Genomic DNA, 15269 nt, shown 5'->3' on the forward strand with positions numbered 1-15269 from the left:
CGTACCGCCCCGCCACCCCGTACAAGATCCACGACCACGAAGTTACTGCCCGGTATCACCTCGGCCGGGCCACCGAACGGGGAGTCCCCATGCGCAAGGTCATGACCAGGACCCAGCTCAGCCCGGCCGGCACGTCCCTCCTCGCACCGGACCACGCGCCTCTCGCACCGAACCCCGCGTCCACGAGCGCTCCCGCTCACGCGTCCGGTGGCGTCCCGCCCCGCAGGCCCGGCGGCAGCGGCGTGCGGGCCACGGCGACCGGTGGCCGCCCGCCGGGCTCCCCGGGCAGGACCGCGCGGGCCCGTACGAGGCCGACGGACACCCGCCCCGCCGCGACCGGTCCGGGCCGTACCGGCGGGGCGACCCGGCGGGCGGCGGGGGGAGCCCCCGGGACGGGCCCCGCCGCGCCCGCCGTACGCGGGGCCGCCGTGCCCCCGCAGCCGCCTCTCGTGCCCGCCCAGACCCCTCGACGCCCCGTCCCGCAGCTCCGCCCCACCGACCACTTCGCCGAGTTGCTCCTCCACGTGCTCAGCGGCCGACGCCCCGTCCACTCGATGCTCCGCCACACCGTCGGGCGCGCCTACGACGAGCTGGCCCGCCTCGCCGAACGCGGCCCCCTGCGCACCCGCGGCGCCCTCCCCGTCGTCCGGGACATCGGCTACTTCGAGCCCCGGCCGGGCGCGCTGGAGGTCTTCGCCCGCATCGGCGCGGGTGACCAGCTCCGCGCCATGGCCTTCCGCCTGGAGCGGGGCCGGGACCTGCGCTGGCGCTGCACGGCGGTGGAGCTGGGCGGCCCCCGCGGGCGGCACACGGACGACGACTGAGCGGCCCCCGCCCCGGGACAGGCCGAAGGGCCGGGCGCCCAGGGGTGCCCGGCCCTTCCACCGGCCGGTGCGGCACCCGCGGGCGCCGCACCCTGCCACTGGCGGCGCTGTCACTTCGAGCGCGCCGTCGCTTCGCGCGCCGTCGCTTCGCGCGCCGTCGCTTCGCGCACCGTCGCTTCAGGCACCGTCACCGCGAGCGCTCCATCGCTGCGAGCGCTGTCGCCTCCGCGGTCACTTCTTGCGGCGACGCCCGCCCTTGGCCTGCTTGCGGCGCTCCGCGCGGGTGAGACCGTCGGACTGCGGCTGCGGCTCGCCGTCGGTGGTGAAGTCGCCCTCGACGACACCGCCCTCGCCGTCCACGGTCGGCGCGGAGAAGTGCAGCCCCCGGCGCTGCGGGGCGTCGAGTCCCTTGGCGCGGATCTCCGGGCGGGCGCCCGTCTGGGCCGGGACCGCGTCCTGCGCGCCCTTCTCCAGCGACGGCGCCGTGTCCTCGACCGGAACCTCCTCGACCTGCTGCTCGACCTGGACCTCCAGGTTGAACAGGTAGCCGACGGACTCCTCCTTGATGCCCTCCATCATGGCCTGGAACATGTCGAAGCCCTCGCGCTGGTACTCGACCAGCGGGTCCTTCTGCGCCATCGCGCGCAGGCCGATGCCCTCCTGGAGGTAGTCCATCTCGTAGAGGTGCTCGCGCCACTTGCGGTCCAGGACCGAGAGCACGACCCGGCGCTCCAGCTCCCGCATGATCTCGGAGCCGAGCTGCGCCTCACGCGCCTCGTACTGCTCCTGGATGTCGTCCTTGATGGACTCCGAGATGTAGTCGGCGGTCAGACCGGCCCGGTCGCCGGCCGCCTCCTCCAGCTCCTCGACGGTGATCTTCACCGGGTAGAGCTGCTTGAAGGCGCCCCAGAGCCGGTCGAGGTCCCAGTCCTCCGGGAAGCCCTCGGCGGTCTCGGCCTGCACGTACGCGTCGATCGTGTCGCCCATGAAGTGCTGGATCTGCTCCTGCAGGTCCTCGCCCTCCAGGACGCGGCGCCGCTCGCCGTAGATGACCTCGCGCTGCCGGTTGAGGACCTCGTCGTACTTCAGGACGTTCTTGCGGGTCTCGAAGTTCTGCGTCTCCACCTGCGACTGGGCGGAGGCGATCGCGCGCGTGACCATCTTGTTCTCGATGGGCACGTCGTCCGGGACGTTCGCCATCGACATCACGCGCTCGACCATCTGGGCCTTGAACAGCCGCATGAGGTCGTCGCCGAGGGAGAGGTAGAAGCGGGACTCGCCGGGGTCGCCCTGACGGCCGCTGCGGCCGCGCAGCTGGTTGTCGATACGGCGCGACTCGTGCCGCTCGGTGCCCAGCACGTAGAGCCCGCCGAGGTCCTTGACCTCTTCGAACTCCGCCTTGACCGCCTGCTCGGCCCGCTCCAGCGCCGCGGGCAGGGCCGCGGCCCACTCCTCGATGTGCTCCTCGGGGTCGAGGCCGCGCTGGCGCAGCTCCGCCTCCGCGAGGTCCTCGGGGTTGCCGCCGAGCTTGATGTCCGTGCCACGGCCGGCCATGTTCGTCGCCACCGTCACGGAGCCCTTGCGGCCCGCCTGGGCGACGATCGTCGCCTCCCGGTCGTGCTGCTTGGCGTTGAGCACCTCGTGCTGGACGCCGCGCTTGCTGAGCTGCTGCGAGAGGTACTCGGACTTCTCGACCGAGGTGGTGCCGACGAGGATCGGCTGGCCCTTGCGGTGCTTCTCCTCGATGTCGTCGACGACCGCCTCGAACTTCGCGACCTCGGTGCGGTAGATCAGGTCCGACTGGTCCTTGCGGACCATCGGCCGGTTGGTGGGGATGGGCACCACGCCGAGCTTGTAGATCTGGTGGAACTCGGCGGCCTCGGTCATCGCCGTACCGGTCATGCCGGACAGACCGGGCAGTTCCTTGCCGTTGTGGTCGTGGCGCTTGTAGAGGCGGAAGAAGTTCTGGAGGGTGATCGTGGCGAGCGTCTGGTTCTCGTCCTTGATGTCCACCCCTTCCTTCGCCTCGATCGCCTGGTGCATGCCCTCGTTGTAGCGGCGGCCGGCGAGGATGCGGCCGGTGTGCTCGTCGACGATCATGACTTCGCCGTCGATGACGACGTAGTCCTTGTCCTTCTTGAAGAGTTCCTTGGCCTTGATGGCGTTGTTCAGGTAGCCGACCAGCGGGGTGTTCACCGACTCGTAGAGGTTGTCGATGCCCAGCCAGTCCTCGACCTTGGCGACACCCGACTCGTGGATGGCGACGGTGCGCTTCTTCTCGTCGACCTCGTAGTCGCCGGTCTCCTCGATGCCCTTGAGGGTGTTGCCGGCCTCGCCCCGCTTCAGGCGCGTGACCAGCTTGGCGAAGTCGCCGTACCACTTGGTGGCCTGGTCGGCCGGACCGGAGATGATCAGCGGCGTACGGGCCTCGTCCACCAGGATGGAGTCGACCTCGTCGACGATGGCGAAGTTGTGGCCGCGCTGGACGAGTTCGTCCTTGGACCACGCCATGTTGTCGCGCAGGTAGTCGAAGCCGAACTCGTTGTTCGTGCCGTAGGTGATGTCACAGCCGTACATCTCGCGGCGCTGGGCCGGCGTCTGGTTGGCGAGGATGCAGCCGACGCTCAGGCCGAGGAACTTGTGGACGCGGCCCATCATCTCGGAGTCGCGCTCGGCCAGGTAGTCGTTGACCGTGACGATGTGGACGCCCTCGCCGGCCAGGGCGTTGAGATAGGCGGGCAGCGTGCCGACGAGGGTCTTGCCCTCACCGGTCTTCATCTCGGCGACGTAGCCCATGTGCAGGGCGGCGCCGCCCATCATCTGCACGTCGTAGTGGCGCTGGCCCAGGACGCGCTTGGCGGCCTCCCGGACGGTGGCGAAGGCTTCGGGAAGCAGGTCGTCCAGGCTCTCACCGTCGGCGTAGCGCTGCTTGTACTCGTCGGTGAGCGCCCGCAGCTCGGCGTCGGAGAGGTCGACGAAGTCCTCTTCGATGGAGTTGACCTGGTCCGCGATGCGGTGCAGCTTGCGCAGGATCTTGCCTTCGCCTGCACGCATGATCTTCGAGAGGACGGACACGGGGGTTGGTCTCCTTGCCGGTCGGGCCTGGGACGGTCGTTTTCCTGTGACGTACTGAGCAACGGCCATCGTATGCGAGGACCCCGCCGCCCCGGGAGCCTGCTGTGACGGGGACCGTGTGCTCCTTCGTCCAGCTTCAGGTCTGCTGTCACCCGGTTCAACGTCCGGGCTCCGCGGATGGTGCCACGCCCGCGGGGAAACACACGGAAAGTGACCCTCTGTTCACGCAGTGCAAAAGGATGGCGCCCGCCGAGGGCGCCGCGCAGAATCGGCCGATGGAACCCGTCACCCTCACCACCGACCGCCTCGTGCTGCGCACGGTGGGCCGCCAGGACACCGATGCCGTGTACGCCGCCTGCCAGGATCCCGACATCCAGCGCTGGACCACGATCCCCTCGCCCTACCTGCCGGAGCACGCGAAGGGCTTCACGGAGCAGATGGTCCCCGACGGCCTCGCGAACGGCTCCATGTTCACCTTCGGCCTCTTCCTCCCCGCCGGTGACCTGGTGGGCGTGCTCGGTGTCACGGTGGTCTCCCCGGGTGTCGGGGAGATCGGCTACTGGGGCACCAAGGAGTACCGCGGGCGCGGCTACACCACCGAGGCCGCCCTCGCCGTCGCCCGCTGGGCCTTCACCGAGCGCGCGATCGACCGCCTGGAGTGGCGCGCCGAGGTCGGCAACACGGCCTCCCGCGCGGTGGCCCTGCGCGCGGGCTTCACCATGGAGGGCACGCTGCGCTCCGCGATCAGCAACAACGGCGTACGGCGCGACTGCTGGATCGGCTCCCTCCTGCCCTCGGACCTGGCCCTCCCGTCGGCGGCCCCGTACGTGCCGGCGCCCTGACCCTCCGCGCCGCCCGCCCGCGGGGCTCCCCCTGTCAGACCCACCGCCTATCGTGCGGACGTATGACGACCCTCCCGCCCCCCGCCACGGACCTGTCCGCAGACGAGGCCCGCCGCCTCGCCCTCCGCGCGCAGGGGTTCCTCGGTGCCCCCGACCGGCGCGGAGGCGTCCGCGGTGTCCTGCGTCATCTCGGCGCGGTGCAGCTCGACACCATCTCGGTCCTCGCCCGCTCCCACGAGCTGATCCCCTACGCCCGCCTCGGCGCGGTGGGCCGCAAGGCGGTCGAGGCGGCCTACTGGACGGACACCCACGCCTTCGAGTACTGGTCGCACGCCGCCTGCATCCTGCCCATCGAGGAGTGGCCCCACTTCGCCTTCCGCCGCCGCGCCTACCGCAACCGCCCGCAGTGGAACCACGACCTCCCCGACGGTGTCTACGCCCAGGTCGTCAAGCAGCTCCGCGCCGAGGGCCCCCTCACCGCGACGGACCTGGGCGGCGCGAAGAGGACCAGCGAGTGGTGGGACTGGTCGGGGACGAAGGTCGCCGTGGAGCGCGCGCTCATGTACGGCGAGGTCGTGTGCGTCGAGCGCCGCGGCTGGAAGCGGGTGTACGACCTGGCGGAGCGCGCCGTCCCGGCCGGACTGCTGCACGACGACCTCGACGACGCGGAGTGCCTGCGCCGCCTGGTCCGGCTGGCCGGCCGGTCGCTGGGGGTAGGCACGCGCGCGGACATCGCGGACTACCACCGCCTCAGGGCCGAGCAGGTCGACGCCGTCATCGCCGAATCCGGGCTCGTCCCGGTGACGGTGGAAGGGTGGGGCAAGCCCGCGTGGGCGGACCCCGCGGCCCTCGGAACGCCCCCGCGCGGCCGGCACCGCACGACACTGCTCTCGCCCTTCGACTCCCTGGTCTGGGAGCGGGCGCGCACGGAACGGATCTTCGGCTTCACCCACCGCCTGGAGGCCTACGTGCCCAAGCAGAAGCGGGTGCACGGCTACTTCGCGATGCCGGTCCTGGCGGGCGGGCGGCTCGTCGGCCGCGTGGACCCGGCCCGCGAGGGACGCACCCTGGTCGCCAGGCAGGTCACGCTGGACGGCCCCAAGGCGGTCCCGGCGGTGGCCCAGGCGCTGGTCGAGGCGGCGGGCTGGGTGGACTGCACGGACGTGCGCGTGGAGCGGGTCGACGCGCCGGACCTGCGCGAGCCCCTCGCCGGGGAGCTGGCCCGCCTGCTCGCCTGACCGGTCACCGGATCTCGAGGATCTTCTCCCGCATCGCGTACACCACGGCCTCCATCCTGGAGTGCAACTGCAGCTTCTCCAGGATGTTGCGCACGTGGTTCTTCACGGTGTTCTCGGAGATGAACAGTTCCTTGGCGATGTCCCGGTTGTTCATTCCCGTGGCGACGAGCTTGAGGACCTCCAGCTCGCGGTCCGTGAGCCGCGGCGCGGGCACCAGCCGGCGTTCGTCGGTCCGCTGGATCATCGACTTGAACTCGGTGAGCAGTTTCGACGCCATGGAGGGGCTGATCTGCGACTGCCCGTCGGCCACCGCGCGAATGGCGGTGGCCACCTCGTCCGTCGAGATCTCCTTGAGGAGATAGCCGGTCGCGCCCGCCTTGATCGCGTCGTAGAGGTCGGCCTCCTCGTCGCTGATCGTCAGCATGATGATCTTCGCGCTGGGGGCCACCTCCTTGATGGAGGTGCACGCCTCGATCCCGCCCCGCTTCGGCATCCGCACATCCATCAGGACGATGTCCGGCAGCAGGTCGGCGGCCTTCTCCACGGCTTCGGCGCCGTCCCCGGCCTCCCCGACGACCTGGATGTCCTCCTCGGCCGCGAGCACGATCTCCAGACCGCGGCGGAACAGGGCGTGGTCGTCCACCACCAGGACCCTGATCGGCTCCTCGCGCGCGGAGCCCGCGTCCGGGCCCATGCCGTCGGCGCCGTCGTCGATCCCGTCGACGCCCTCGCCCCGCATCGGTCCGAAAGTGTCCGCCATCGTTCCTCCCCCTGAAGGCTGTGGCCCGAGGTCCTGAGCCATCGCCAACCCAGAGCAACGACCCACCGGTTGGGCCGTTGCCGCCATGATTCCATGTCCGGCCGACACCGGGGGGACGAGCGGCGCCACGAGGGGGTCGCAACCCTCGCGCACCGTCGCACACCGGTGCCCCTGGGGGCGCACACGCGCTCCCAGGGGCACCGACTGTTCCGGCGTCGTCAGCCGCCCAGCGCGTCTCCCGCCTCGGGAGCGTGCGACTGGGTGACCATCGTGTCCGTGGTGAGGTGGATCACGCCGTAGTCGTAGGCGTGCCGCCGGTAGACGACGCTGGGTTCCTTGGTCTCGGAGTCGACGAACAAGTAGAAGTCGTGCCCGACCAGCTCCATCTCGTAGAGCGCCTGGTCGAGGGTCATCGGCGCGGCCACGTGGGTCTTCTCGCGGACGACGAGCGGGCCGTCGCCCTGCACCTCGAGCGAGCCGATCTTCTTGGTGGGGACGCCGTCCTGCTTCTCCTCCGGGACGATCTCGCCGTTCCCGTTCAGGGTCGCGGCGCCGGGGACGTGGTCGGCGACCTCGGCCGCCGAGATCCGGCGCGATCCGCGACGCGAGAAGCGCTTGTCGTGCTGCTTGCGCAGCCGTGCGTCAAGCTTCTCCGCCGCCAGGTCGAGCGCCGCGTAGGGGTCGCTCGCCGCTGCCTCCGCCCGGATCACCGGACCGCGGGAGCGGAGCGTGATCTCCACTCGGTCACAGCGGTCGGCCTGTCGGGGGTTCGGCTCCTTGGACACCTCGACGTCGAGGCTGATCACCTTGCCATCGAGCTTCTGGATCTTCTCCAGCTTCAGCTTCTCGGCCACGTGCTTCCGGAACCGCTCGGGCACCTCGGTCTTGCGGCCCTTGACGACGATGTCCACGCAGAACTCCGTTCCCGGATCGCTCCGCTTCGACGGCGGAGCATCTCCCTTTCGCACCAGATTCCGGTCCGTACCGGAACCTCGGACTCGGTGACTTCCACCTCCTCCCCCGCGGGCGGTATCTCCACTCCCCCGGTGCGGGTGATGACGTGGGAACCCGCAGCGCGGCATTCGGATTCGAGAGGTGTGGCCTGCGGCTTTGCCTCACAACCGAACATATCTCGCCGGGGCGGAAGTCGTCACCCTCTACTGCGGCGTACCTCCGTTCCGGTGAATTGGCCCTCCCATTACCTGCAACAACACAAGTTCCCAGTCAGTTCCGGTTTATTTCGAAGGCTTCCGGTGAAGCCGCGACCACTGCCGCGCGGATCACTCGACGTATCACGCCATCGCCTCCGTTCGGACCCGCCATTCGGGGCCCGGTCTTCCGTTCCTCTCTGCCTTCCCCTGGCGCCGACGGATACACAGCCGATCTTCCGCTCGGGTGCCTGCCCGGCCCCGTCCGGCGCTCGGGCGCGACGACCCTCCCGGCGAGCGTCTCCACCCCGTCCGCCCGGGCCGCCTCCGCTCGCACCGCGCGCGCCGCCTCCGTCAACGACGCCCCCGTCGTCATCAGGTCGTCGACCAGGACGACGGACCCCCCGGCCCACAGCAGGCGGCCCCCGCCGGGGACGACCGCCAGTGCGCCGGCCAGGTTGTCGAGCCGCTGCCGGGCGTCGAGCCCCGACTGGTCGGCCACGGCTCGTCGCTGGCGCAGCACGGTCACCACCCGGGCGGCCGTCCCGTCCCGCCGCAGCTGGGCGGCGGCCGCGAGGGCGATCCGCCGCGCCGGGTCGTGCCCGCGCCTCCGCACCGCCCGCCGCGCGGACGGCACGGGCACCAACAGCACCGGCCCCCGCCCCGCCGAGCCCGCCGCCGTCGCCGTCCCAGCGGCGTCCCCGCGCGCCTCCCGGAGCCCCGCGCGCACCGCCCCCGCCAGCGCCGCGCCGAGCGGTGCCGTGAGAGCCAGCGCGCCCCGCTCCTTGTGGGCCAGGAGAGCGGCCCGCACCTCGTCCGCGTACCGCGCGGCCGCGTGCACGACCGGCAGCCCGGGCGGCTCCGGCACCGGCCGCACCCGGCTCGGCGCGGCCCCGCTCAGGGCCGTACGGCACCTGCCGCACAGCACGGCACGCACCCTGCCGCAGCCGCCGCATTCCGCCGGCAGCACCAGGTCCTCGAGGTCCCGCCACCATGTCCGCACGGCCACCACTGTGCCGACGGCGGCACGACTCGACCAGGCCTGTGGAAAACGCCGGAGACGTCCCTGTGGACAACTCCGCGCCCCCGCCGCCGCGCCTCACCCACACGAGTGCGCAACCGCACCGCACGCCCCGGAGATCACCCCGGATAGACCGGCGCCGTCCCCTCCGTCACCTTCTGCCACTGCAGTCCGGACGGCAGCCGGACGATCAGGTCCTCCGAGTACGCCACCAGCGGCAGCCGCTCGTCCTCCGTCGCGGCGATCTCCTTCACGCCGGTCAGGGCGGCGGGCACCGACGCCTCCGGCGTGGACCCGTCGACCTGCACGTACCCGATCTGCTGAACACCCCCGCGCTCACGTCCGACCACCACGAGCCGACTGTCACCGGCCCAGGACATCGCCGTGACCTCTTCCAGCTCGGGGGTCGCGGAGCGGGGTTCGACGACGGTGACCGCGGGCGGGCCGCCCGCCTTGCCGTCCCGCTCGATCCGGCCGATGAGCAGCGAGCGCTCGTCGTCCTTCTCCACGATCAGCGCGATCCGCACGCCGTCGGCGGCCACGCGGACCGCCTGGACCCGCCCGTCCAGCCCCGGCGTCCGCACCTCCACCGGCGCGCCCGCGCCCTTCTCCAGCAGCAGCAGGCGGGGGTCGGCCGGGTTGCGGTCGGCGATCCACAGGTCCCCCTGCGCGTCCCAGCTCGGCGGCGTCAGCCGGTCCGCCTCCGTCTTGCCCCTGCTGACCAGCACCGGGTCCCCGAGCGAGCCCCCCGACACCAGCGACCCGACGTACAGCGACTTGTTGTCCAGCCCGATCCCGGCCGCGCTGTGCTCGTCCCGCGACACCGCCACCGACCGCAGGGCCGCCGCGCCCTCGCCCAGCGCGCCGGGGACGCGTTCCGGCCGGGTCCCGTTGGTGCCGGCGGCGATGCGGACCAGGCGGTCCTCGTCGTCGACGAAGTACAGGTAGTCGGGACGCTGGGCCGAGCCGCGCGTCGCCACCGCCTCCGCGCGGTCCTCGGTGAGCGAACAGAGCTGCTCACGGCCCGAGCGCAGCTCTACCTCCTCCACCACCGGGGTGAGGTTCTGCAGGGTGAACAGGAGCTGCGCCGCCATCTCGTCGCACTTGCCCGCGCCGACCCCCGCCGCTTCGTCGTTCAGGCGCACCGTCAGCTTGTTGTGGTCGTCGGGGGTCAGCGAGTCGACGTTCTCGGCGAGCGCCGTACCGGTCGGGAAGCTGGACCGCACCACCGGACCGAGCAGGCTCGTCGGACCGCTGATCAGGGAACGCACCACCTGGGTCATGGGGTCCACGAGCCGCCGCACGTACACCGGATCGGCGACGGCGGCCGGCTGCGCACTCGTACCGGCCTGGGTCGTGGGGCCCGTGTTCGAGGCGAAGTAGTACTTGTTGACGGACATGTAGGTGCGCTGGAAGTCCGACTTGCCCATGATGACGCCCTGCGGCACGGCGTCGATGCGCCACTGCCCGCTCTTGCCGTCGCGGGTGAGATGGACCGGTTCGCGGTACTGGCCGTCCGTCGGCGCGTACGACTGCTGGGCGTCCACCGTGGCGACCCGGGCGCCGGTCAGCGTGACCGAGTAGTCGTTGGCCTCCTCACGGCTGCCGGAGTGGTCGGACTCGGTTCCCGGCCCGCCCGCGAGCACCGTGGTGGAGCGTTCCGGCTCCCAGGTCCTCGCCGCCTCGCCCGTCAGGTACTGGCGGGCCGTCTCGTAGTGCGGTTCGTTGCTGGTCAGCGCCTCCAGGAAGCCCTGCACGATCTCCGTGGGCGAGTCGCCGTCCCGCGGCGGCATCGCGAAGACCCGCACCTGCGGGTCCTGGCGCGGCGTGGAGTCCACCCCGCGCAGGTCCCCGCTGTCGGGCATGGACGCACACCCCGCCAGCAGTACGACGCCGCAGACGGCGTACGCCACCGAGCGTGCCGGCACCCGCCGACCGCTCCCCCCGCGGTCAGCGCCCACGAGTTGCCTCCCCTTGCCTGCTCGTTTCCTCCGGCCCGGCGTCCGGGCGGTCCGCCGCCTCGGGCGCGGGCCCGCCGTCCTGCCTCCGGGCGCCCGACACGGGCCGCGGCACCACGCGCGCTCCGTTGCCCGGCATCGCCGTCGGGTCGGCCGTCGGGGTCGCCGGGGCCGACCGCGGGGGTATCGGGCCCCGCGCGGACACCGGGTCCTGTCCCCCGGTCGCCTGCGCCGGGACGCCGGCCGTCCTGTCCCCGCCACGCGGCGAGCCGGCGTCACGGGGGCCGGAGTCGTCGAGACCGGCGTCGTGCAGCCCGCGGTTGCGACGGGAGTCCGTCGGCTCCAGCGGTATCGGTGAGCCCCGCAACGGCTCGTCCGCGGTCCTGGGCAACGTCAGCCGGAACTGCGAGCCGCCGCCCGGCTCGCCCCAGGCCTGCAGCCAGCCGCCGTGCAGCCGCGCGTCCTCCAGGGCGATGGACAGGCCCAGTCCCGTACCGCCGGTGGTACGCGCGCGTGCCGGGTCGGCCCGCCAGAAACGGCTGAAGACCCGGGTGGCCTCGCCGGGCTTGAGCCCCACACCGTAGTCGCGCACCGCGACGGCCACCGCACCGCCCGCCGCCGCGAGCTTGACGACGACGTCGTGACCCTCGCCGTGCTCGACGGCGTTCACGACGAGGTTGCGCAGCACCCGCTCCACGCGCCGGGCGTCCGCCTCGGCGACCACGGGCTGCTGGTCACCGACGACGCGTATCCGCGTGCCCTTGCGCTCGGCGAGCGGCTCGGCGCCGCTGACGACCCGCCGGACGACCTCCCGGAGGTCTATCGGCTCCGCCTCCAGCGCCGCGGCGCCCGCGTCGAAGCGGCTGATCTCCAGCAGGTCCGCGAGCAGCGTCTCGAACCGGTCCAGCTGGTCGGCGAGCAGCTCCGCCGACCGCGCGGTCACCGGATCGAAGTCCACGCGCGCGTCGTGGATGACGTCGGCGGCCATCCGCACGGTCGTCAGCGGGGTGCGCAGCTCGTGCGACACGTCGGAGACGAAGCGCCGCTGCATCCGCGACAGGTCCTCGAGCTGGCTGATCTTCAGCTGGAGGTTCTGCGCCATCTTGTTGAAGGCCTCGCCGAGCCGCGCGATGTCGTCCTCGCCGGTGACCTTCATCCGTTCCTGGAGCCGCCCGGCGGACAGCCGCTCGGCGATGCTCGCCGCCATCCGCACCGGCGTGACGACCTGCCGCACCACCAGCCACGCGATGGCCCCCAGCAGGACCACGACGAACAGCCCGGCCGTCGCCAGCGTCCCTCTGACCAGGCTCAGCGACTCCTCCTCCTGGGTCAGGGGGAAGAGGTAGTACAGCTGGTACGGCTCACCGTTCGGGTCGTTGACCTGCTTGCCGATGACCAGGCCCGGCTGGGAGGCCCCGTCGGAGTCGTAGGTGATCCGCGTGTAGCTCTGGGCCGCCGCCGTGTCGCCGTCGATCCGCTCCCGCAGCTCCTCCGGCACGCTCTGCGACCAGTTGACCAGGCCGGAGGCGCGCGGGCCTCGACCGCTGCCGCTGTCCCCGCCCATGGGGAGCGTGACCACGTCGAAGGCGCCCTGGCCACCGCTGGAGAGCGACTTCACCAGTTCACTCATCCACTGGATGACGTTCTGCGGGGAACGGCCGTCCACGGGAGCTCCGTCGTCGCCGCCGACGCTCGCCGCCTCCTCGGCCTTCTGCCTGGCCACCGCGAACCCGCCGGTGGCCTGGCTCTGGGACGCCTTCACCTTGGCGTCCAGCAGGCCGTTGCGGACCTGCCCGATCACCACGAAGCCGAGCAGCAGCACCACGCCCAGCGACATCAGCAGCGTGGTCACGACGACCTTGAGCTGGATGTTGCGCCGCCACAGCCGCATCACGGGCAGCAGGGGACGCCGGATCCAGCGCATGAACAGCCGGATCACCGGACTGCCCTGCACCCCGCCGTGCAGCAGCCCGCCGTCCAGCAGCCGGCGCCAACGCGAACCGGCGGGCGGGTGGCCGACAGGCCGTCCGGCGCGGGCCCCGGAGCGGCCGGGCGCCGAAGCGGCACTGTCCCTGCTCATGTCAGCTCGGTCCCGCCTTGTAGCCGACGCCACGGACGGTCACGACGATCTCCGGCTTCTCCGGGTCCTTCTCGACCTTGGAGCGCAGCCGCTGTACGTGCACGTTGACCAGCCGGGTGTCGGCCGCGTGCCGGTAGCCCCAGACCTGCTCGAGGAGCACTTCGCGCGTGAACACCTGCCACGGCTTGCGGGCCAGCGCCACCAGCAGGTCGAACTCCAGCGGCGTCAGGGCGATCGACTGCCCCTCCCGCTTCACGGAGTGACCGGCCACGTCGATGACCAGGTCGCCTATGGCGAGCTGCTCCGGCGCCGGTTCCTCGGACCTCCTCAGGCGCGCCCGGATACGGGCCACCAGCTCCTTCGGCTTGAACGGCTTCACGATGTAGTCGTCGGCGCCCGACTCGAGACCCACCACGACGTCGACGGTGTCACTCTTCGCCGTCAGCATCACGATCGGCACACCCGACTCCGCCCTGATCAGGCGGCACACCTCGATGCCGTCCCGACCGGGCAGCATCAGGTCGAGCAGTACCAGATCCGGCTTGGTCTCCCGGAAGGCGGCCAGCGCCCTGTCGCCGTCGGCTACGAAAGATGGCTCAAAACCCTCACCACGCAGCACAATGCCGAGCATCTCGGCCAGTGCGGTGTCGTCGTCGACGACAAGGACTCGTCCCTTCATAAACGACATCATCCCATTCTCGTAACAGATGCGAAGGCGCAGGTGAGGCAGGTCACTGGCCCGTGACGATAGTCGTACGGGGCCGTCACTGTCTGCCCCCGTCCGCCGGCGTTGATGTCAGCGACGGATGTCAGTTCTGATCACCCCGGAACGCTGCCTCTTCCTCGCCTGGCCACGCAAGTGTCACACCGACTCGCTGACACAAGTCGACCCACCGCCGCTCGGACGGCTCCCGCTCCACCCACAGCACGGCCGCCGCCTCTGGCGCACGTTCACGGAGCTGGTCTTGGTAGTCGAGGACCTGGCCGAGGCCCGCACGAAGCTGTCGAGCCTCGTTCGCGGGCGTTAGCGACTTCACCTCGCACACGGTCAGTCGGCCTTCGGCCTCCCGCCACGCAAGATCAAAGTCGGGGTCGGAGACATCCGGGGACAGAGCGACGTAGCCACGGCGCTGCGCTTCCGCGGCCAGCAGGTTCTGCAACCTGCGGTGCGTCGACAGGTTACGCCCCACCAGATCCGGGTCTGGCGCGCTCGGTGTACCCGGAGCCGGCGCAACAGTTTCATCCGGAGCTACGTAGTCCTGTCCGATCTCGACCTCGGGCGCGGTGATGGTGGCCTTGACCGGCACCATGTGGAAGCGAATGACCTTCCGTAGATCACCACCACCAGTGGCCGGCGCCTCATCCTCCGTGTACGGCTCCTCCGCGTCGAGCGTCCACTCCCCGAGGTATCGCACCGTTCCCCGAGCACCGTCGAACAGACGCAGTCGCTTCCCGTTCTGGCGGTGATCCAGGATCGCCCTGTTGCCCCGGATCATCTGCTGATCACCAGTCTGACCTTCTCCGGTGTAGTGGAAGGTGCCGTCCTCGTTCCACGTGTCGTAATAGCCGTGCTGGTGCCCTGAACTCGGCGCGGTGAAGATCAGTACGTTGTCCGTGGTGCTGCATGGCGAGATGCCGTTTTGGGTGCTCCCCCCGAACTTCGCGTGAAGGTCGACCCTGCGGATTTCGTCGCCCGGTTCCAGATCCCAGTCAGGGTCTGCGCCCTCTGACACCTCGATCGCCTCCCGCACGGCCTGCCACTCTTCATCGGTCAACCGGTGAGGGCTGCCGGCAAACGGCTGTCGAAGGATCGTGGCATCGCTCATCCGCGGGTCGTCAGCGAGTCGTTGCTTGGGAACCCGAAGGTCCAACCACTTCTCAACTACCAGCGGGACGAAGTGCCTCGGCCCCGGGTCTTCGGCCCAGTAGCGCAGGTCAGGTTGCCCATACTCAGCGTCTCCGGTGAAGTGGCCGTACGCGACGACACCGGCGTTCGGACCGCTCACCCACAGCACGAACTTGTCGCCGGCCGCCACCTCGTTCACGTAGCGGACGACTGTCCACGAGTTCAGAACATGGCCGTCACGGCGATGACCTTCAAGATCGAACTTCTTCGGGTTGCAGCTCAGCAGCCAGGTAGACACGAATCCCCCATGGTGACTCCGTTGGTGAGGGCACCTTAGGGGATGGCACTGACAAGGCTTCGTGAGACGCCGTCGCACTGCCCTAGTCGACCATGGGCGGCCGAGATGGACGCCCGGCCCAGGTAATCGGCGACGCATAGTGACATGGACGTCGCTTCGATAAGACGATGAACGCTAGG

At 71.0% G+C, this 15269-nt stretch carries 11 protein-coding genes; 3 read left to right on the forward strand and 8 right to left on the reverse strand.

Going from position 1 to position 15269, the window contains the following annotated elements; genetic code table 11:
* The first annotated feature begins 89 nt into the window (after positions 1-89).
* Complete coding sequence (locus tag ACGF5T_RS14990) at positions 90-824, forward strand: Rv3235 family protein (RefSeq protein WP_366768799.1); 735 nt, start codon at positions 90-92, stop codon at positions 822-824.
* A gap of 231 nt (positions 825-1055) precedes the next feature.
* Here the strand turns inward: ACGF5T_RS14990 and secA are convergent, their stop codons facing one another.
* Positions 1056-3899 (reverse strand): preprotein translocase subunit SecA, encoded by a 2844-nt coding sequence (secA, locus tag ACGF5T_RS14995; protein WP_356612086.1) that lies wholly within the window; start codon positions 3897-3899, stop codon positions 1056-1058.
* A 275-nt stretch (positions 3900-4174) separates the two neighbouring features.
* Here secA and ACGF5T_RS15000 point away from each other — a divergent pair, with 275 nt between their 5' ends.
* Both ACGF5T_RS15000 and ACGF5T_RS15005 read left to right on the forward strand, forming a co-directional pair.
* Positions 4175-4741: a GNAT family N-acetyltransferase gene (locus tag ACGF5T_RS15000; protein WP_356612084.1), complete on the forward strand. Its 567-nt coding sequence runs from the start codon at positions 4175-4177 to the stop codon at positions 4739-4741.
* 62 nt (positions 4742-4803) lie between these two features.
* Positions 4804-5979 carry a DNA glycosylase AlkZ-like family protein gene (locus ACGF5T_RS15005; protein WP_361011232.1) on the forward strand — a complete coding sequence of 392 codons (1176 nt, stop codon included), beginning with the start codon at positions 4804-4806 and terminating at the stop codon, positions 5977-5979.
* A 4-nt stretch (positions 5980-5983) separates the two neighbouring features.
* Here the strand turns inward: ACGF5T_RS15005 and ACGF5T_RS15010 are convergent, their stop codons facing one another.
* The 7 genes from ACGF5T_RS15010 to ACGF5T_RS15040 form a co-directional block, all read right to left on the reverse strand.
* The gene (locus ACGF5T_RS15010) at positions 5984-6739 is read right to left on the reverse strand and encodes a response regulator transcription factor (RefSeq protein ID WP_356612080.1); all 756 of its coding nucleotides are present in this window, start codon (positions 6737-6739) and stop codon (positions 5984-5986) included.
* Positions 6740-6957: 218 nt separating this feature from the next.
* Entirely contained in the window at positions 6958-7650 is a 693-nt protein-coding gene (gene hpf / locus ACGF5T_RS15015; RefSeq protein WP_356612078.1) for a ribosome hibernation-promoting factor, HPF/YfiA family, read from the reverse strand.
* A gap of 313 nt (positions 7651-7963) precedes the next feature.
* A complete protein-coding gene (locus ACGF5T_RS15020) occupies positions 7964-8890 on the reverse strand; it encodes a ComF family protein (protein ID WP_366768798.1) in 927 nt (308 codons plus the stop codon).
* Between the two features lie 137 nt (positions 8891-9027).
* A complete protein-coding gene (locus ACGF5T_RS15025; protein ID WP_366768797.1) occupies positions 9028-10869 on the reverse strand; it encodes an LpqB family beta-propeller domain-containing protein in 1842 nt (613 codons plus the stop codon).
* Complete coding sequence (gene mtrB, locus ACGF5T_RS15030) at positions 10859-12946, reverse strand: MtrAB system histidine kinase MtrB (RefSeq protein WP_356612072.1); 2088 nt, start codon at positions 12944-12946, stop codon at positions 10859-10861. The genes ACGF5T_RS15025 and mtrB overlap by 11 nt, the downstream gene beginning before the upstream one ends.
* Position 12947: 1 nt before the next feature.
* Entirely contained in the window at positions 12948-13637 is a 690-nt protein-coding gene (gene mtrA / locus ACGF5T_RS15035) for a two-component system response regulator MtrA (protein WP_366768796.1), read from the reverse strand.
* A 118-nt stretch (positions 13638-13755) separates the two neighbouring features.
* A complete protein-coding gene (locus ACGF5T_RS15040) occupies positions 13756-15090 on the reverse strand; it encodes an EVE domain-containing protein (protein ID WP_366768795.1) in 1335 nt (444 codons plus the stop codon).
* Between the last annotated feature and the right edge of the window lie 179 nt (positions 15091-15269).

Source organism: Streptomyces sp. NPDC047853 (assembly GCF_043204535.1).
Taxonomy (GTDB): Bacteria; Actinomycetota; Actinomycetes; order Streptomycetales; family Streptomycetaceae; genus Streptomyces.